The sequence below is a fragment of the Vibrio sp. R10-SG-ISO4 genome, from assembly GCF_059834135.1.
This window is the reverse complement of sequence record NZ_JCBDHJ010000016.1, coordinates 222,290-240,352: the sequence shown is the minus strand read 5'-3', so window position 1 is coordinate 240,352 and position 18,063 is coordinate 222,290. Positions and strand designations below refer to the sequence as shown.

Genomic DNA, 18,063 nt, shown 5'->3' with positions numbered 1-18,063 from the left:
AAAGCTAGGCTATCTCACATCGCTATCACATATGTTTGTCGACAGGTGGGCGTTGGAACCCACCTAGCGATACCTCAGAGTATGCTGCCACTCTGAGAGGTGGTCAATGTGCTCAGGTCCAATCCCACAACAGCCACCAATGACGCTCGCGCCACGTTTCGCCCATACTTTGGCGAGCTGTAAGTACTCTTGCGGTGAAAAGTGTCGCATTTCTTGGAGTGTACCGTTGGCTTGGTGCCCCGATAGAATAGGCGAAAAGCTATTGGCATAAACCCCTAGCGTCATCGTAGTATTATGGGCGTTGATGACCGAAGTCGTGTCGATAAGTGCTTGTTCGATCACTTCGGGAATCGAACAGTTAAAAAACAGACCATCTGCTTGGCGGCTTAGCATTAGAGTCACCGCCTCTTTTACCGACTCACCAGAACGAAGTTTTGCTTCCTCAGTGACTTCATCGATAAGCGTAAAAGCAAAGTGGACGGGCTTGTCGCTGATACTCATTGCCTTTGCTATCACGCGCGCTTCTTCCAAACTTGAAATCGTCTCGACCAGCCAGAGATCAACATAAGGCGCTTGAGCGTGATACAACGCGTGAGTCAAAGCGCCGGCTCTCTCGGCGTCGAACAATTCAGGCCGATATGAGCCAAAGAAAGGCGGAATAGCACCTGCGACAAGAACGTCGCGTTTGCTTTCGTCAGCGGCTTGTCGAGCGAGCTTTGCTGCTAACTTGGCCAGCTCGGTCCCTCGTTCTGAAAACAAGGTTTCACCCAGGTGAAATGGTACGCACGCGTAGCTATTTACTGTGATGATTTCAGCGCCTGCATCGATGAAGCTTTCGTGGGCTTGTTTCACGTAATGAGGCGCCTCAATTAGGGCTTGAGCACTCCAAAGTGGTTGAGAAAAAGGAGCGCCAATTCGCTTGAGCTCTCTTCCCATTCCTCCGTCAAGAATCGTCAATGTTGTCATTTTTAGCCATCTATACTTCTAAATTTCCTAAGTCCCAATGTAGATCACTTTTTCTTTAGAGTAAAACCCAGCCTTATTCAATTTCATCATGAGCTATGTACAGAAGATGCGCTCAAGTCATTTGGTCGAAGTCACAGATCAACGTTGGCGCCTGGCGTCTAAACATTTTGTTGAATAGTGATTTGTGCTGCCACCCAAGATTTAATAGCCGTTTTGCTAGGCTCTGGTTTTGTATGGTGGCCACCTCAACACCTCGATATTGGTAAGGGTGGCTTTGAATGTAGCGAATAAACCGCTTTAACACACCTTGACCACGCACATAGGGGGCAAAATTTACCGAAACAATGGAGAGTCTCTGGCTGCCGAGCGGGCAGTGAACCAAGCAATGTCCGTGTTCATGACTTATGGTGGCGGAAAACTCGGGAAATGGACTCGTTTGATGAAGTTCTGAGAGAGAGTCGTACTCTTGGCAAAGGTGTTGAAGTAAGTGCTGGGCGTGAGGATCCATAATTAGCCTCCAAGCTGGGTGCTTTGGGTTGCGATGCTTCAGCCGCTATTTTAAAGGTTAATGTAGGAAGAAAAACGGAAAAGAATGGCGAGGTGAATTGCCGCATTTTTTACATCAGCAGAAATGTGCGCTGGTTTTGTGATTCAGAACCAGCGCTAATAATGGAATGCGGGTTATTTGACGAACTTTTTAAAAGGCGCGTCGATCGGTGTATCAGCAAGGTGATTGGTGTAGTTACTCATTACTTTTTGTGCAAGTCCAAGTACGATTTCCAACAGCTGCTGCTGACTATAACCAGCCGCAAAGAATTGTTCGATCTGCGTATCGTCAATCACGCCACGCTGACGCACCATCTGCAGTGTTGTTTCGCGAAGCGTCTCTAGTTTTTGGTTCGCCAGTGGGGTTTGGTTAACCAACGCATCGACAATCTCTTGGTCCACTTTCATTGACGCTGCAATCGCGCTATGAGCTGGTACACAGTAGTGACAGCCATGTTCGACGTTGATGGTTTGCCAAACGACCGTCAATTCTTCTGCGTTGAATGAGGTGCTTTGAAACAGACCATGTAATACCTGATACCCCTCCAGCAGTGCTGGAGATTCAGCCATCACAGCATGAAGGTTGGGTAGCATCCCAAATGCTTTCACTGAGTTTTCGATTAGAGGCTTGGACTCGTTTGGCGCGTTTTCTGCGGTGTATAGTTTAAATTCTGCCATGTTTCATCTCCTGGTAGTGATGTTGATTAAGTTCGACAGAGTCAGCATAGTTGATTTTGAGCGGTCGCTCAATATAAAATTGAGCACATGTTCAAAAATGGTGGTTAATCATGGCGAATACAAAAAAATTTCAACGTGAGGAAGTTGTGAAGGTCGCATCCGATCTATTCTGGAAGAAAGGCTTTCACGCGACGTCTACCCGAGATTTACAAGAGAATGTGAACCTTCGCCCTGGTAGCATCTATGCGACATTCGGTTCTAAAGAAGGCTTGTATTGTGAAGCATTAAAGATGTACGTCGCGAATCTTCAGGCCCAGTTTGAGGATCACTTAGCGCAACATTCTACGGTTTTGTCCGCGCTAGAAGCGTTTGTTTTAGATGTAGTGATCACGCAGCGCCATACAAATCCCAGTGCCATTTGTATGTTAGTTAAATCGGCCAGTGAGTTTGACGAAGGATTTGATACGCTTCGCTCGCAAACGCAGGGCTTAGCGAATCAATTTGAAGCTTTTCTTGTCACATTGTTCGAACAAGCGATTGCCAACGGTGAGGTAGAAGAGCAAGACCCACTGCACCTTGCACAATGGTTCCAGATCCAGTTCACAGGTCTTAGAGCATACTCATGTCGCAGTGACGACGAAACGTTAAAGGAATTGATCGCAACCATGATGAACGGTTTTCGGCGTGAATGGCCACACAAATAGCTGATTACACGTTTTTCTAAGATTAAACAGGAGTTTTTATGATAGTGATAACAGGAGCGAGCAGCGGTTTAGGTGCGTCATTGGCAAAGCGCTATGCGTTGCAGGGAGAGCGCGTTCTCATTACTGGCCGGAGCAAGCAAAAACTCGAAAGCGTATTGGATGGCATACCGACCACATCAGCCTGTTATGCTTGCGACCTCACTGATCATTTTGAGACAGAGTCGCTGTTTTCAAATATAAAGACGCCGCCTCATACCATTATTCATTGTGCTGGTTCTGGTTACTTTGGAGCGATTGATGATCAAGAGCCCAATAAAATCCGCACACTGATTGATAACAATCTGCACTCGGCGATCAATGTGCTACGAGAGGCCGTGCGTCGGTATCAAGATAAACCGGTGACAATTGTAATGGTGATGTCTACTGCAGCTCTTCAACCGAAAGCCGGTGAATCCACCTATTGTGCGGCAAAGTGGGCAGTGAAAGGTTTGATTGAATCGGTCAGGCTGGAGTTAAAAAGCAAGCCGATGAAGGTGGTCGCTGTCTATCCTGGCGGTATGGATACTGAGTTTTGGCCGACAAGTGGGAAATCGCTAGATACTCATTCGTTCATGCATCCGGACGAGGTAGCAGAGATGATACATAGTGCCTTGCAACAGGTAGGCAATGGATATGTATCAGATATCACGGTTAATCGGATCTAGAGTTAGGAACACCGGCTCACATTAATCTGCTAAACTCTTCGTCCTTTACCTGACTAGGAATCGCTGACAATGAGCCAAGAGCAACCCAATAACCCGTTACATGGTTTAACCCTTGAGAAAATACTTGTACGTTTACAAGAGCACTATGGCTGGGAGGGGTTGGATGCAGAGATTCCAATTAACTGTTTCTATAACAATCCTTCCATCAAATCGTCGCTGAAGTTCTTACGCCGAACTCAATGGGCAAGAGACAAGGTTGAAGCGCTCTATATTGAAACCTTCTGCCAATGAACAAATAAGCTCGCAAAGCTATAGGTTACGCCAACGTTATGCTTGAGAGAGATTGACGCAAGATACGGTTTGAGTGGCCGATGCAGTACTTGAGATACATCAAGTCGACTTTCCAAAATTTGCAGTATCTTGATATGTCACTGGTTGATTATGGAGTAAGCGATGAAAATGTTCAGAATCGAGACCTACACGAACGAAGTGAAAGAAAGTACGGTGAGTGTTCCATTGGCGTTAGCAACGATTGCTATAAAACCGTTCTTAAGCCGCATCATGACCACACAGAAAGACGTGATCTTAGCCGCGTTAGAAGACAAAACTTTTTCAGGTGTGATTTTGGAGCTGGATGATCATGCATCGGGTGAACGAGTGATCTTTTCTGTCAGTTGAGCAAGACGTAGTCTGCTTATGGAATTTGACCATTGGCTTCAAGAAGCAGTCATCGATGTTTCATCTCTTAAAATGTGCTGCATTGTAGTGGCTTTTTAATTCGACCAGAGTGATGTGGTTGTTGAGGGGTGAGATAATTTCGCAGCTAACGGTCAAATTAGCGTTATATACCAGTAATCAGAAAGTCGATAGCAGCGATAATTTCGTTTCTAAATGTGCTTAGATCGTTGACTGGGGTCGTGAGGATTTGAGTTGGTACACTGGCCATTTGTTGAGTAAGAATCACAAAGTCACCTTCATCAATATGGATCGTAGGGCACAGATGGCTAGGGGCTTTGTTCTCTAGCCGTTCGATAGGAGTTAAGGGAATGACCAAGCGACTATTTAGTGAATCGAGCAACTCGCTTTGAACATCAACAAAATACGGGTAAGTGCTTGCGGTGCTCTTATCGTTGTTTTTATAAAGTGTAAATTGTGACATTAGAATACTCGGTATGAATCAGAAAATAGTCCGTGTTTTGCAGTTAAGTCGTTACACGCTTCAATTGCTTCGGCGTTTTGTTCTAACCATTCGGCTTTCAATTGTTGCTTTACTTCTTTTTCCAAAGCCTTTTCCATTGTTGCTGATAGGTTGATGTTTAGGCGCTTAGCTTCGGCAAGTAACTCACTGTTTAAACTAAGGTTTGTCGCCTTTTTAGGTGCATGTGTGCTATATATATTTTTCATGAAGTGTTTTCCATGCGTATTAATGATGCGCATTTAGTATAGGTAAAAGCTAGGCATACGACAAATTGTCCAAGAGGGATTCATCCCGCGTGGCATTTTTACTATGCGGTTTTCAGTTTCACATTTGGTTAGGCCATATGTTTATTGTTGGAGATACATAGCAATGGAAGTCACTATTGGGAATGATGCCGAGTTGATGAAGCGAGCTCAATCTATCCGCTATCAGGTGTTCACACTTGAGCAACAGATCCCAAAAGAATTAGACCTTGATGGACTAGATGAAGAGTCAATTCACGCGTTAGTTGTGGAACAAGGTAAACCCATCGCCACTGCTCGGCTAACAGTGAAACAGGGCAGTACGTGTACTTTGGCTAGGGTAGCGGTCACAAAAGCATATCGAGGGGCTGGAGTTGCCTCAAAAGTTATCCAGGCTTTGATGGGTTATGCGCAGAGTAATGGTGTTGAGTCTATTGTGATCCACGCTCATAGTTATCTTCGAAATTACTATGAAAGGTTTGGCTTTGAGTTCATCAAAGAAGTGGAGATTGTGGGTGAACATCAGTTAATTGAAATGCGACATCAAATAGTAAACAGGTAGTTGCTCAAAGGAAATCCGATGAAACTCTTACTGGATACCTCTTATTTCTCTACCATCTTGCAGGACTTCTTCAATCTCCGCTCCATCAAGCATTTTTCCTAGTGGCGACTGAGGAGTGATGACAACAACGCGGTCGTTATCGAGTTTGTAGCCACCACATGCAGGTAAAAACCAACACGTCATGTCATCTGAGAGCGTCACTATCGCGCCGAGTTTGATCTCATCTTCTTCGTCAAAATCAACAAGCGGCAGGGACTTAAGGCGATTAATGGTTATATCAAATTCAGCCACACGCTGCGATTGGCCATGTGCTAAGTACGCGGCCTCTAGTCCAACGGTATCGTACTGTGTTTCTGCAACACTTTGTTCATGCGTAGCAAGATCATGGGCGATATCCGCCGCATCTAATGCATTTTGGCGTTGAGTGAAAAGGATCTCTAGGAGCTCGGTGCGCAGTTGTTCTTTGTTCAGCATGGTGTACAAGTGTTTGGGTAGACGCGTTGATAATACTGGATTAGCGATCAGAGTGCGATAGGGGATATCGAAACGATTTTATTTGTTCCAAAAACGGTGAAACCCCGATGTTGGTAGCATCGGGGTTTCGAATTTTTAGAAGTCTCGGTTGGTAAGGCCGATATTCTTTATGCAAAAGGCTGGATTACAATCCGGCTATTCCTTGGTAGGAGGAATTAGATGCGGATGAAGTCCATGTGCTCAACTTTTGGCTTGAAAGCGTGACGTTGAACGTCTTGTGGCTTAACTTTCACTTCAGCGCCGTCGATCACTAGAACGATACCTTCGTAGAACTCAGGCTTGTCCATTTGGTTAACGATGTCATCGTGGTTAAGAACGATCGATACTGGTGCAGCTTCGCCACCGTAAACGATAGCAGGGAATTTACCAGCGTGACGTAGGCGGCGGCTCGCACCTTTACCTAGTTCAGTACGTACTACTGCTTCAAATTTCATAGTAATTACTCTCAAATATGAAAAAATTAACTTCACATCTCGCAATGCGACCTTGCAGATGTGGTGTGCGCTTAAGAGAAATTGGTCGTAACTCTTAAAACGAGCGCGGATACTACCATCCATACCGTTTTCTCGCAATAGATATTCGCCGTGCGCGCGACAATTTCGCCTATTTTGTTTCAACGGCTTAGCGCTTGTGCTTCTTGGTTGCACTCGCACGTTGCATGGTGAGGATGGCTTTCAATCCGCCTTGAGCACCCGCTTCTAAGCTCAGTGCGCCGCGATAGCTGTGCGCCATCTCTTGTACAATGTTTAAACCTAGCCCGGAGCCAGGGGTATGCTCGTCTAAGCGCACGCCACGTTTTAGCACTTGCTGAATGTGCTCTTTGGCAATTCCGGGGCCATTATCTTCAATCACGATGGAGAGTTGATGCCCGTCGTCGGCTTTGCGTTTTGCCTCATTAGTGATGACATCCACACTGTAGATTCTGATCATACTGCTGGCCCATTTATAGGCGTTCTCCAAAAGATTACCCAGCATCTCGTCGAGGTCAGTTTGTTCCACGGCAAGCTCAATATCGGAATCCAGTTCATTGATGACGGTTAAGCCTCGGTTGGCGTATATTTTGTCAAACGCGAGCGTGATGGCATCGACGCGCTCGGCGGGATTGGATTTTACCGCGAGAATGTTTTTTGCGCCGGCCATGCGCGCGCGGCCGAGGTGATAATCAATTTGGTGCTGAATTTGATCGATGGCTGGGGTCAGCTTTGCTTGTTCAGCCACCCCCAATTGACGGATTTCATTCTTAAGCACAGACAGCGGCGTTTTTAAGGCATGCGAGAGGTTACCAGCGTGATGACGGGCACGCTCAAGAAGCTCTTGATAGTGAAACAGCAGCGCGTTGAGGTCACTGATCACCGGAGCCACATCTTTGGGGTAGGCTTCATCAAGGCGACTTTTTTCGCCACGACGCAGCTCGGCCAGCTCTTTCTTCATCTTGCCCAGTGGGCTTAATGACCACTCCACTTGCAGCATAATAACAGTCAGCAGCCCAAGATAGAGTAAGCCGAGGATCAGCCACAGCTGACCCATCAACTCGGTGACGGTCGCTTCGATGGGCTGTTCATCCATGCCAATCGTCACTTGAATAGGGCCGTTGTAATCGGGGAAATAGAGGGTCGAATCCATGGTGATGAGTTTCTCGCCTTTTGCCCCAAATACAGCGCTTTTGCCTTTATGTTTTTTGGGGCCTTTGAAGGTCAGTGTCTGATCCCACAGAGAACGCGAACGCAGCAAGTCGCTATCAGTGCTCGCTTGCCAGTAGAAACCACTATAAGGGCGAGTAAAGCGAGGATCGGATAAGCCCGAAGAGAGCGAGAGTTCACCTCGGTCATTGACGTTAAGCGCACCCGCCATTTCATCCATATAAATAGAGAGCTGATCGCGGCTGTCCTCAACCATATAGTGCAGAACTTGGGTCGGCACCGTCACGCCGGCGGCGATGATCATCGCCGTGAGCCAGATGATAGCGGCAAAGACCAGGCGACTTTTTAGGCTGAGCTTTTTAAGGTTGGCGACTCGGAGCTTAGGCATTGAGCTGGTATCCTAGCCCACGCACGGTTTTGATGACGTCAGGCGCGATTTTTTTGCGGATACGGCCAATAAAGACCTCAATGGTGTTGGAATCACGATCAAAATCTTGTTTGTAGATGTGCTCGACCAGTTCGGTGCGAGAGATTACTTTGTCTGGGTTGTGCATAAAGTAGGCGACGACTTTGTATTCTAGCGCCGTTAGTGTGACGGGGGTTTGCTGCCAGAGTACGGTAGAGCTGCGGGTATCGAGGCTCAGGTTACCTACCTGCATGACGGGTGAAGCATTACCAGAGGCTCGGCGAAGCTGGGCGCGAACGCGGGCGATCAACTCGACCATCTCAAACGGTTTGGTGAGATAATCATCGGCGCCAGCATTCAGTCCTTCTACTCGCTCGCTGAGCGCGTCACGGGCACTGAGTATCACCACTGGGGTATTGATGTTGTTGGCGCGAATGCCACTCAACACCGAAAGCCCATCCAGTTTGGGTAGGCCCAAGTCCAATACAATCGCGTCCCACTCTTCGCTAGTGGCACGATAGAGACCATCCTCACCATCGGCAGACCACTCACTGACCCAATCTGCATCGTCAAAAGACGCTTGAATTTGTTGTCCAAGGCGAGGGTCGTCTTCAATCACCAATATTTTCATTGTAACCGAGGCTCCTTATTCGGTGGGTTTAAGCGCGTCGCGAAAGTGTCGGCCTTTGATTTCCAGCATTTCTAAACTGGCTGCATTGTACTCGACTTTAATGATGTTGTTATTGTGGTTGAGTTTGAGCTCATAGATCCAAATGCCATCATCTTGATCCAATTCGACTTGGATGATTCTACCATGCAAGTCGCGCTCGACCGCTGCGTACATCTCGGAAAAGGGTCGAATGTCGCCATTTTGCACCGCTCTATACACTTCGTCTTGATCGCCATCGAGATCGACGCGGGTTCCCGGGTGGTACTCATCTTGAACTAGGGCGTGGCCGTCTTGCGCCGCACTGGGCAGAGAAAAGAAGACGGCACTAGCAAGAAGAAAGGAAGCCGGTAAAAATTGACTCATACGGGGTGTTCTCAGTGTATTCATCAGTATATTCCTCTGTTCAGAATCAACATGAGCATACACGCAACAAGATGAACCTTGAGTGAATTATCCGTTCAGCTCATCGTCAAAGATTTTATCGCGCATTTTCCAAAAGCGCCCGACCTTACGCGCAATCACAAACTGCGGCGGGCGAAAGCGGTGTTGGTTATCGACCACTTTACTCGGTGATAGGGTATCAAAGGGGCGATGCTTGTCCGCCAAATGCGGACGAACGAAGCGATCTTTGAAGGTCTTTTTCTGTTTAGGCGTGGTGAGAGACCAAAATTCATGCACCTTGGCATCGTTGTCACCCACGTAGCTGATCCGGAGCTGGTTTTTACCTTGGCCATCTTTGTGCAGTGAAAAGTCCATCGCCAAGCACTCAAACACTAAAGCATCTTTAAGGTTTAACGCCTCTTTAATCTTCTTATCTGGGTCGACTAAGGTGGCGTCACACTCATGGCAAATACGCGCAGCTATATCGTTATCGGCGCCGCAATCACCGCAGTATTTTGCGCGAAAGCGGTAGTTGCAGTGCTCGCGCTCGCCCGTCTCTTCATCAGTAAAATACCCTTGGCACTTACGGCCAAAATGTTCAATTAAAAAGCCATTGCTATCGAGCTTGCCCCAAAAGTTGTTGTTAAAGCCACAAGCCGGACAGGGGATGGTGATGATCTCGCTGTCCGAGTCTGGTTTTGGATCGCCCACTTCGGGTTGATAGAGATCGTAACTGTTGCCCGCGTAATCGAGTACCAAGCAATCACCTTTTCCTGGCGATAAACGTAACCCACGACCAACAATTTGCTGATACAAGCTGACCGATTCCGTTGGGCGAAGAATGGCAATCAGATCCACATGCGGCGCATCAAAGCCCGTCGTCAGCACCGAGACATTGACCAGATATTTGATTTGGCGCTGCTTAAAGCGTTCGATGATGCTGTCACGCTCCGTAGTAGGCGTATCACCGATGACCAGCTCGGTGTGATCGCTAGGTAGAAGCGAAAATATCTCCTGCGCGTGCCTCACCGTGGCGGCGAATATCATCACGCCTTGCCTGTGCTCTGCGTGTTGGATGATTTGTTCGACGATTTGTGGTGTTGCGCGCTTGGCATTGTCAATCACCATATCAAGTTCTGACTCTTTATAGCGCCCGGTACTGGCGGGTTTGAGTTGCGAGAAATCATAGCTCAGTACCGGGGCATCGAGCAGCGTGGCAGGTGTTAGAAATCCTTCATCAAGTAAATATTGGATAGGCAGTTCAAAGATGCAATCGCGGAAGAATCTCGGTTCATCACTGCGCACTAAGCCACGTGTGTGGTACTGGTAAATCCAACCCATCCCAAGGCGATAGGGCGTGGCCGTCAGACCAAGCACTTTAATGCCAGGGTTAAGCTCGCTCAAGTGGCGAATGACTTTTTGATAACTGGTGTTTTTGTCATCTGGTACGCGGTGACATTCATCGATCACCAGTAGCGAAAATTGGTGACTGAACGCGTCCAAATTGCGCACAACCGATTGCACCGAGGCAAACACCACTTGCTGATCGGTCTCCTTGCGGCCAAGCCCGGCAGAAAAAATCGCCCCCTTTAACCCGTAACCTTCGTACTTGGCGTGGTTTTGCTCAACCAACTCTTTGACGTGTGCCAGCACCAAGACGCGCCCTTTTGCCAAACGCGCTAATTCTGCGATGACTAAGCTTTTCCCTGCACCCGTTGGCAACACAAGCACCGCAGGGGTTTGATTGGCGCGAAAGTAATGGATTACCGCTTTGACGGAGTCTGCTTGGTAGGGTCTGAGGGTGTACATGGTAATGCGTAGCTGAGAATTTTTTACAATTATACACAGGTAAAAGTGTTATTTTAATATGAATTAAATTCATATTAAAACTGTCTTTTGTTCTGTCTATACTCATCTCAATATGTGGTATCTTGATAGACAGTACTGATACGTAGACATTGTGTAGATAAGAGTGCAAATAAACAAACCCGTGTCACAATCAACGAGCATCGCCCTTGCTACATAGGGCTAGCCTTTGCTGTATTGGTGATAGAAGTTTAGCTTTAATCAGGGAAATCGATGCCAAAGGCCACCCATTTTGATTTTAATCTTTTGCGCGTATTTCTTAGCGTCTACAAAAGTCACTCATATACTGTGACCGCCGAGGAGTTGGATTTGACCCCCTCAGCGGTGAGTCATGCGGTCAAACGACTCAATACACAATTAGGGGAAACCTTATTTCAGCGTAAACACGTCGGTGTCGAGCCAACGTTTGTCGCGCATGATCTGTTTAAGCAAGTCGCTGAACCATTTCATTCGATAGAACGGACCATTCTCGGTTATGAGGATTTCTCGCCAAGCAAAACGGATCGAGCGTTTCGTGTCTATGTGCCTGACGTGTATATGTCAGACCTAATTCAGCGTTTGGTTGGCCAGCATGACATTAGCGCTGAGGTGATATTCGCCGCGTTACCCTCCGATCAAGATGACACTTATGATTCACTCGCCAGCGGGGTGGTCGACTTGGTGGTGGATTATGTTGCGCCCAGACTGGGAGGTATTGCCTCTCAACTAGCTAAAGAGGAGTCGATGGTGTGCGTGGTCCATCGTGATCATCCTCGTATTGGCGATACCATTAGTTATGAGCAGTATTTTGCCGAGTCTCACGCTTTTCTGAATTTGGTGCGATTTAATACTCGCGCTGCGGATACCTTGGCTAAGCAGCCGATCCCACAGCGTAAAATACACAGCGACCACAACTCACTGTACTCAATGCTACACACGATTGCACATACAGATGCTATTGGTATCTGTACACAAGACGTCGCCAGCCTTATGCAAGCATCATTACCCATTAAAACGATGGCTGTACCTTATGAGATCAACAAGGTCGCGCTATGGGTCAATTGGCCGAAGAAGCTGGATAATAACCCAGCGAATCAGTGGCTCCGCTCATTGGTGATTGAGTTGCTGGCGCAAGCGTAAAGGGTTCGCAGCGCGCAGTGAACTCTGTATACTGCGCGGCGAACACAGAGTGAGGTAAAAATGCGTTTAGACAAATTTCTCTGCGATGCCTTAGGTGCGACGCGAAAAGAAGCCACGAAAATCATCAAAAGTGGCGAAGTGACGGTCAACGATGTGGTGCAAAAAAGCGGTGCAGTTAAAGTTTCCGACACGTGCGTCGTCGAGTGGCAGGGTCGTGAAATCGGCAAACCAGGACCAAAATACATCATGCTTTACAAACCTGAGGGATTTGTCTGCTCTCATGAAGACGGTTTTAATCACACCGCGTTTGTGCTGCTAGATGAAGTGAAGATTGAAAACCTGCATTTTGCTGGGCGATTAGACGTCGATACCACAGGTTTGGTGTTGATTACCGATGATGGCCAGTGGTCGCACCGCATCACTTCACCGAAGCATAAGTGTGAGAAAACGTACCGAGTGTGGCTGGCCGATCCTATCGGTGACGACTATGCTGAAAAATTCGCCCAAGGCATCGAACTGCGTAATGAGAAAGAGCCGACGCTGCCCGCGAAACTAGAAATCATCAACGCGGATGAGCACGAAGTGCTGCTGACCATTACTGAAGGCAAGTACCACCAAGTGAAACGCATGTTTGCTGCACTGGGCAATAAGGTTGAGCATCTTCACCGTGAACGCATCGGTGCTATAGCGCTGGATGATTCGCTTGAACCGGGTGAATACCGTTACCTGACTCAAGCAGAAATTAATTCTATTTGGAATTAATCCCCCAATTTGGAAGAGCTTTATTTCCTAATAGGAACTAGTAATTTGATCTCAATCGGTTGAATATAGTCCGGTTGACTTCATTTCTTTTGACGAGCCGCCTTTCTGCGGCTCGTTTTTTCGCTATCGGATAGGAGACTTATGTCTGATACTGCTATGACCAAAACCGACACGCCTCAGTTGAGCTTTTTGTTGTTTTTGGTTTTGGGTGCCATTGGTGCCTTAACGCCACTGGCGATTGATATGTATTTGCCCGCGATGCCCTCCATCGCTGCCGATCTCGGTGTCGAAAGTGGCGCGGTGCAAATCACCCTTACGGCTTATACCGCGGGCTTTGCTATTGGTCAGTTGATTCATGGTCCATTGGCGGACAGCTATGGTCGTCGCCCGGTGCTGATCCTTGGCGTGCTGTTTTTTGGTTTGGCCTCATTGGTGAGTGCAACCACCACAAGTATTGAAGCGCTCACTTGGGTGCGTACCGCGCAAGGCTTTGCGGGCGCTGCAGCGGCCGTCATTATTCAAGCTGTCGTCCGTGACATGTTTGATCGTGAGGATTTCGCGCGCACCATGTCATTTGTGACCTTAGTCATTACCATTGCGCCGCTGGTGGCACCGATGATCGGTGGTCACGTCGCCATTTGGTTTGGCTGGCGAGCAATTTTTTGGATCCTGGCGATTTTTGCCGCCATCGTGATCGCTTTGGTGCTATGGAAAATTCCAGAAACCTTGCCAGTGGAAAAGCGTCAGCCGCTGCGTTTTCGCACCACGATGCAAAACTACGCCCGTTTGTGCGCCAACCCTGTTGCGATGGGGTTGATTTTTTCCGGTGCGTTTTCATTCGCCGGTATGTTTGCCTTTTTGACCGCAGGCTCGTTTGTCTACATTGATATTTATGGCGTACGCCCAGATCACTTTGGTTATCTGTTTGGTTTGAACATCGTTGCGATGATCATCATGACCAGCATCAATGGCCGTTTGGTACGTAAAGTCGGCTCGCACGCCATGCTAAGATTTGGTCTTGCGGTGCAACTGCTCGCCGGCATTGGGATGTTTATAACCTGGATGCTGGATCTTGGCCTTTGGGGCACCGTACCTTTTGTGGTGCTGTTTATCGGTACGTTATCGACTATCGGCAGTAACAGTATGGGACTGCTGTTGAGCGGCTATCCGTCGATGGCGGGTACGGCGTCATCATTGGCGGGCACGCTGCGTTTTGGTACAGGTTCCGTAATTGGCGTGGTGGTTGCGATGTTGCCAAGTGATGCGACTTGGCCGATGATAGCGACCATGACGGCATGTTCGATACTCTCTGCCGTGTTGTATGGATTTTTTGGAAGAAAGGCGTAATGTCTGAATACACAGTTGAGATGCGCAAGTTAGTCACACTTGCGCTAGAAGAGCTCGATGCGCAGCATCGTTTAGGAAAGCTGACCGACGCTCCGGTCGCCAACAATCACTATTTAGTGCGTTGGGTGACCCGAGCGCTTAAAGAACAGCGTTTTCATCGCGTGGTTGGCAATGACCTGACGCGTTGGCAAAAAATGGGGCGCTCAAAAGGCAACGAAGCAGGACTATTGTTCACGTTTAAACGCATCGCTAAGCTGTACGATACCTTCTTTAGTGGTGAGGAACGAACGCTGAAAGACAGTGATATTGAGCAGTTCCTGGATCTGATGGAGAACGCGGATTGGGAAGTCTCTACCTCAGAACCCTTAGTGGGTGTGGGTAAGGTGCAACTCTTTACGGAAGGGCAAAATTCCTTGGCGATGTGCGCGGATCAATGTGACGCTTGCTTTGAAGGCGAGGCTTTAGTTAATCCGATGAGCTGGTTTGTTCGTGGTAATCACGCCGAGTTCGTTGAGAAAGCCACCGCCGCAGGCTTTTTGGTGCACAAGGTGACCGACTACAAGTCGAATGTGAAGTACCACGGTGAATATCTGATTTTTCCTGCCAATCGTGGAACGCAGTTGCCCGAAATTCCCCTTAGCTTGACGGCTTAGCCTGAGTTCTTAATCATAAAAACAACGCCTTGCTTCCACGCAAGGCGTTGTTTTTTTGGCTTTATTCTGCTGCCTTTCTCACAATAGCTCTGACCATGCCTTTGAAGATAAACAGGTGCGGTAGCATCATGGCAAACCAATACATTAACCCCCAAAAACCTTGCGGGTGCCACCAAGCGGTGACGCTGAGTGTGCGCTGGGTGCCATCATCCTCAATAGAAAATTCCAAACGGCCCAAACCAGGCCCTTTCATACCAAACAGCAATGAGAGAAACCGCTTGGGTTCACAGCGGATCACTTTCCACGAGTCAATAAAATCACCCACTTTAAGCTCTGGTCCGGGAGGTTGACGCCGAATCGGCGCTCCAGCGCCAAACAAGACGTCAAGCCATTCGCGCGTTCGCCACAAGCCATTGGCGAAAAAGTAACCCTGATCGGGTTGGCCGATGGTTTGAATGATTTGCCATAGCGCGTCGGAACTCAGTGGCGTTTTTATCGTTGCGCCTGCCTGTTTCGGGTAATAGCCATAGCCCGGTTGCCAGCGATTCTGGGCCGCAGGGTCATACCCCCACACGTTACTGCGCACGAATTCTCCCTCTTGCTCTATCGCGCGCTCAATCATGGTTTGAAAGTCAATTAAGGTCTGTGGGTAGCGAGTGCGTATCTCGGCTGAATCCGCGACAAAGTCATGAGACAGCCCCGCCAGAAGCGCTGAGCCGACTGACGCAGGAACGGAGGTCACCAAGGCGAGCCAACGCGAGGCCATCTTAGGCGTGAGCAGCGCAGTGCTGACAAGTCGAACCCGTTTGCCCGCCGCTTGACCGATAACCTGAAACTGTTCTCGATAGGTCAACACATCTGGGCCGCCCACTTCAAAGCATTGATGCTGAGTCACTCGCTCTTTGATCAGGCAGAGTAGGTAGTAATTAAGGTTCGCCAATGCGATGGGATTGGCTTTTGAATCGACCCATTTAGGCGCGATGAGAATAGGCAGGTTGTAAACAAAGTCGAGCATGATCTCAAACGCCGCCGAGCCAGGACCAATGATGACGCCAGCACGTAACTCGGTGATAGGCACGCCCGCTTGACGGATGATCTCTCCGGTCATCAAACGCGCTTTAAGGTGTTGTGAGTTGCCTGTTTGCGGTTGGAGCGCACTTAAATAAATCACATGTTTCACTTGGCTCACTCGAAGTGCGTCGCGAAAATGTTCTGCCAAGCTGATTTCATAATCGACAAAGTCTGAACCGTGGGCCATACCGTGTACCAAAAACAGGACGATATCAAAGGCGCGCACTAGTTTGATGGTCTCGGCGCGATCTGCCAGGTCTAAGTAAGTCAAGGTGAGGTTGGGATGCGGTTGGATACGCGCCTTCAATGCCGAAACATCTCGCGAAGCAGCAGTGACGCTGTAACCTTGTTCGCACAGCTGAGGAAGCAGTTGTGACCCGACATAGCCAGATCCGCCCAGCACCAACACTTTTTTCATCGACATTCCTTATGGCCTTGAGCAACAAAGTGATTCACACCTATAATAGCGACAAGTGGCAGCTCTGCCCAAACCCACCGCTCAACGCTTTGATCACCTTACCAAAAAAGGACGTGCTCTTGTTCATTTCTCAGGTTTTGTCGCACACTCGTGGCGATTTTATTCGTCGCCTTATTGCTATTGCGCTGCCCATCACCTTGCAAAGCATTATGTTCTCTAGCCGAGGCTTGGTGGATGTGATCATGCTGGGTCAGTTAGGTGAAGCGGAGATCGCCGCGGTGGGTGTGGCCGCGCGTGCGACATTCGTGACCACCATTATGCTGGTTGGGGTGACCACCGGAGGCGCACTGCTTACGGCGCAGTATTGGGGCGCCGGTGATCAGCAAGGGGTGAGGCAGAGTACGGCGTTAACTTGGCTTGTTTCGATGGTATTTGCGGCGTTGACCGCAGCGTTTTTCCTCCTCTTTCCGAGTGAGATTATGGCGCTGACAACGGATTCTGAAGAGGTCAATCAACTGGGCAGCGACTACTTGGTGTTAACCTCGGTGAGTATGTTTGCTGTGGCCTGCGTAGCCAGTATGTCTGTGGGTTTGCGCGCCATGCATCGCCCCGGCATTAGTACTTTCTTTAGTGGCATCGGCATTGTTGCGAACATCTTTCTTAACTGGGTGCTTATCTTTGGTCAATTTGGCATGCCAGCCATGGGCATCAAAGGGGCGGCGATTGCTACCGTGCTCAGTGGTGCGATTGAAGTGGGCACCTTGTATGGTTATCTCTATCTACGTCGACACTTACTGGCTTTTGGTGTCGATGACATCAAGGCTATCCTAAAGCTAGATAAGGTCGTGCGCTTCTTAAAACTCTCTCTGCCGACGACCTTTAATTTTCTTGCTTGGGCTGGAGGACTGTTTGTCTATCACGCCATTATGGGACAATCTGGCGTGCAGGGTTTGGCGGCGCTCTCGGTGATGACGCCAGTTGAGTCAATCTCTCTCAGTTTGTTGATTGGTATGTCCAATGCAGCGGCCGTGTTGGTCGGCAATCAAATTGGCGCTAAAGCGTATAAAGAAGTCTATTATCAAGCGATTGGCGTCACGATATTGAATGTAGCGGTCAGCGTGATCGTGGCTATCTTACTCTATATGGTTCAAGGGGCGGTGCTTGGCGCCTTCAGTGCTCTGACCGATGAGACCCGCGCGTTGGCCGATCAGTTCATTGTGATTTTGAGTGTAGGGATTGTGCTTCGCTCTGTCCCCATGATGCTGATCGTAGGTGTATTGCGTGCGGGGGGCGATGTGAAGTTCTGCCTCTATCAAGATCTTGTCGCGCAGTGGTTGATAGGTATTCCTTTGGCCGCCTTTGCTGCCATAGGCCTTGGGATGGAACCTCAGTGGATTTATCTGCTGTTTCTAACCGAAGAAGCGATCAAGTGGTTTGGATCCATATACCGTACCAAAAGTAAAAAGTGGATTCGAAATTTGATCGAAAATTAGACATCGTGCAGCGAAGTGGTGGGGTTTGATGCATATGTTGTGATCTCCCCTCCAAAACACTTTCTACTCATCACAATTTAGTGTAGATTCACAGTCCCATTTC

The 18,063-nt window shown here is 48.4% G+C and carries 22 protein-coding genes; 10 read left to right on the top strand and 12 right to left on the bottom strand.

All coding sequences use genetic code 11. From position 1 onward, the window contains the following. Positions 1 to 63: 63 nt before the first annotated feature. From AC6R03_RS10585 to AC6R03_RS10575, 3 genes are all read right to left on the bottom strand, one after another. Entirely contained in the window at positions 64 to 966 is a 903-nt protein-coding gene (locus AC6R03_RS10585) for a homocysteine S-methyltransferase family protein (RefSeq protein ID WP_500630455.1), read from the bottom strand. 112 nt (positions 967 to 1,078) lie between these two features. Continuing rightward, the gene (locus tag AC6R03_RS10580) at positions 1,079 to 1,474 is read right to left on the bottom strand and encodes a hypothetical protein (protein ID WP_487903783.1); all 396 of its coding nucleotides are present in this window, start codon (positions 1,472 to 1,474) and stop codon (positions 1,079 to 1,081) included. A gap of 173 nt (positions 1,475 to 1,647) precedes the next feature. Then, positions 1,648 to 2,190 carry a carboxymuconolactone decarboxylase family protein gene (locus tag AC6R03_RS10575; protein WP_500631171.1) on the bottom strand — a complete coding sequence of 181 codons (543 nt, stop codon included), beginning with the start codon at positions 2,188 to 2,190 and terminating at the stop codon, positions 1,648 to 1,650. A gap of 110 nt (positions 2,191 to 2,300) precedes the next feature. Here AC6R03_RS10575 and AC6R03_RS10570 point away from each other — a divergent pair, with 110 nt between their 5' ends. The 4 genes from AC6R03_RS10570 (at position 2,301) to AC6R03_RS10555 (ending at position 4,276) form a co-directional block, all read left to right on the top strand. Beyond that, positions 2,301 to 2,894, top strand: coding sequence for a TetR/AcrR family transcriptional regulator (locus AC6R03_RS10570; RefSeq protein WP_500631170.1), 594 nt, complete (start codon positions 2,301 to 2,303; stop codon positions 2,892 to 2,894). 38 nt (positions 2,895 to 2,932) lie between these two features. Continuing rightward, complete coding sequence (locus tag AC6R03_RS10565) at positions 2,933 to 3,598, top strand: SDR family NAD(P)-dependent oxidoreductase (protein ID WP_487903780.1); 666 nt, start codon at positions 2,933 to 2,935, stop codon at positions 3,596 to 3,598. 69 nt (positions 3,599 to 3,667) lie between these two features. Beyond that, positions 3,668 to 3,889 carry a VF530 family protein gene (locus AC6R03_RS10560; protein ID WP_334552347.1) on the top strand — a complete coding sequence of 74 codons (222 nt, stop codon included), beginning with the start codon at positions 3,668 to 3,670 and terminating at the stop codon, positions 3,887 to 3,889. A gap of 162 nt (positions 3,890 to 4,051) precedes the next feature. After that, the gene (locus AC6R03_RS10555; protein WP_500628654.1) at positions 4,052 to 4,276 is read left to right on the top strand and encodes a hypothetical protein; all 225 of its coding nucleotides are present in this window, start codon (positions 4,052 to 4,054) and stop codon (positions 4,274 to 4,276) included. A 163-nt stretch (positions 4,277 to 4,439) separates the two neighbouring features. Here the strand turns inward: AC6R03_RS10555 and AC6R03_RS10550 are convergent, their stop codons facing one another. After that, positions 4,440 to 4,757: a CcdB family protein gene (locus AC6R03_RS10550; RefSeq protein ID WP_487903551.1), complete on the bottom strand. Its 318-nt coding sequence runs from the start codon at positions 4,755 to 4,757 to the stop codon at positions 4,440 to 4,442. Next, on the bottom strand, positions 4,757 to 5,002 hold the full coding sequence (locus AC6R03_RS10545; protein ID WP_500628652.1) for a type II toxin-antitoxin system CcdA family antitoxin: 246 nt from the start codon (positions 5,000 to 5,002) through the stop codon (positions 4,757 to 4,759). The genes AC6R03_RS10550 and AC6R03_RS10545 overlap by 1 nt, the downstream gene beginning before the upstream one ends. A 163-nt stretch (positions 5,003 to 5,165) precedes the next feature. Between AC6R03_RS10545 and AC6R03_RS10540 the strand changes: the two genes are divergently transcribed. Next, positions 5,166 to 5,600, top strand: a complete 435-nt coding sequence (locus AC6R03_RS10540) for a GNAT family N-acetyltransferase (RefSeq protein WP_500628651.1) — start codon at positions 5,166 to 5,168, stop codon at positions 5,598 to 5,600. A 27-nt stretch (positions 5,601 to 5,627) separates the two neighbouring features. Here AC6R03_RS10540 and AC6R03_RS10535 read toward each other — a convergent pair whose 3' ends face one another. From AC6R03_RS10535 to radD, 6 genes are all read right to left on the bottom strand, one after another. Beyond that, the gene (locus AC6R03_RS10535) at positions 5,628 to 6,074 is read right to left on the bottom strand and encodes a hypothetical protein (protein ID WP_500628650.1); all 447 of its coding nucleotides are present in this window, start codon (positions 6,072 to 6,074) and stop codon (positions 5,628 to 5,630) included. A 215-nt stretch (positions 6,075 to 6,289) separates the two neighbouring features. Then, positions 6,290 to 6,568, bottom strand: coding sequence for a 50S ribosomal protein L25 (rplY, locus tag AC6R03_RS10530; protein WP_334552334.1), 279 nt, complete (start codon positions 6,566 to 6,568; stop codon positions 6,290 to 6,292). A gap of 187 nt (positions 6,569 to 6,755) precedes the next feature. Next, positions 6,756 to 8,162: an ATP-binding protein gene (locus tag AC6R03_RS10525; RefSeq protein WP_500631169.1), complete on the bottom strand. Its 1,407-nt coding sequence runs from the start codon at positions 8,160 to 8,162 to the stop codon at positions 6,756 to 6,758. Then, positions 8,155 to 8,811 (bottom strand): response regulator transcription factor, encoded by a 657-nt coding sequence (locus AC6R03_RS10520; RefSeq protein WP_487903546.1) that lies wholly within the window; start codon positions 8,809 to 8,811, stop codon positions 8,155 to 8,157. The genes AC6R03_RS10525 and AC6R03_RS10520 overlap by 8 nt, the downstream gene beginning before the upstream one ends. A gap of 15 nt (positions 8,812 to 8,826) precedes the next feature. Then, positions 8,827 to 9,237 carry a PepSY domain-containing protein gene (locus AC6R03_RS10515; RefSeq protein WP_500628445.1) on the bottom strand — a complete coding sequence of 137 codons (411 nt, stop codon included), beginning with the start codon at positions 9,235 to 9,237 and terminating at the stop codon, positions 8,827 to 8,829. 63 nt (positions 9,238 to 9,300) lie between these two features. Next, positions 9,301 to 11,040 carry a DNA repair helicase RadD gene (gene radD / locus AC6R03_RS10510; protein ID WP_500631168.1) on the bottom strand — a complete coding sequence of 580 codons (1,740 nt, stop codon included), beginning with the start codon at positions 11,038 to 11,040 and terminating at the stop codon, positions 9,301 to 9,303. Positions 11,041 to 11,310: 270 nt separating this feature from the next. Between radD and AC6R03_RS10505 the strand changes: the two genes are divergently transcribed. The 4 genes from AC6R03_RS10505 (at position 11,311) to AC6R03_RS10490 (ending at position 14,978) form a co-directional block, all read left to right on the top strand. Then, the gene (locus AC6R03_RS10505) at positions 11,311 to 12,216 is read left to right on the top strand and encodes a LysR family transcriptional regulator (RefSeq protein ID WP_500627639.1); all 906 of its coding nucleotides are present in this window, start codon (positions 11,311 to 11,313) and stop codon (positions 12,214 to 12,216) included. A gap of 60 nt (positions 12,217 to 12,276) precedes the next feature. Continuing rightward, positions 12,277 to 12,978 carry a 16S rRNA pseudouridine(516) synthase RsuA gene (gene rsuA / locus AC6R03_RS10500; protein WP_500631167.1) on the top strand — a complete coding sequence of 234 codons (702 nt, stop codon included), beginning with the start codon at positions 12,277 to 12,279 and terminating at the stop codon, positions 12,976 to 12,978. Positions 12,979 to 13,119: 141 nt separating this feature from the next. Further along, a complete protein-coding gene (locus AC6R03_RS10495) occupies positions 13,120 to 14,325 on the top strand; it encodes a Bcr/CflA family multidrug efflux MFS transporter (RefSeq protein ID WP_500631166.1) in 1,206 nt (401 codons plus the stop codon). Continuing rightward, positions 14,325 to 14,978: a DUF2913 family protein gene (locus tag AC6R03_RS10490; protein WP_500631165.1), complete on the top strand. Its 654-nt coding sequence runs from the start codon at positions 14,325 to 14,327 to the stop codon at positions 14,976 to 14,978. Before AC6R03_RS10495 ends, AC6R03_RS10490 begins: the two co-directional genes overlap by 1 nt. A 61-nt stretch (positions 14,979 to 15,039) precedes the next feature. Here AC6R03_RS10490 and AC6R03_RS10485 read toward each other — a convergent pair whose 3' ends face one another. Beyond that, positions 15,040 to 16,467, bottom strand: a complete 1,428-nt coding sequence (locus tag AC6R03_RS10485) for a DUF2867 domain-containing protein (RefSeq protein WP_500631164.1) — start codon at positions 16,465 to 16,467, stop codon at positions 15,040 to 15,042. Positions 16,468 to 16,478: 11 nt separating this feature from the next. Here AC6R03_RS10485 and AC6R03_RS10480 point away from each other — a divergent pair, with 11 nt between their 5' ends. Then, a complete protein-coding gene (locus AC6R03_RS10480; protein ID WP_500653661.1) occupies positions 16,479 to 17,960 on the top strand; it encodes an MATE family efflux transporter in 1,482 nt (493 codons plus the stop codon). Positions 17,961 to 18,063 lie beyond the last annotated feature (103 nt).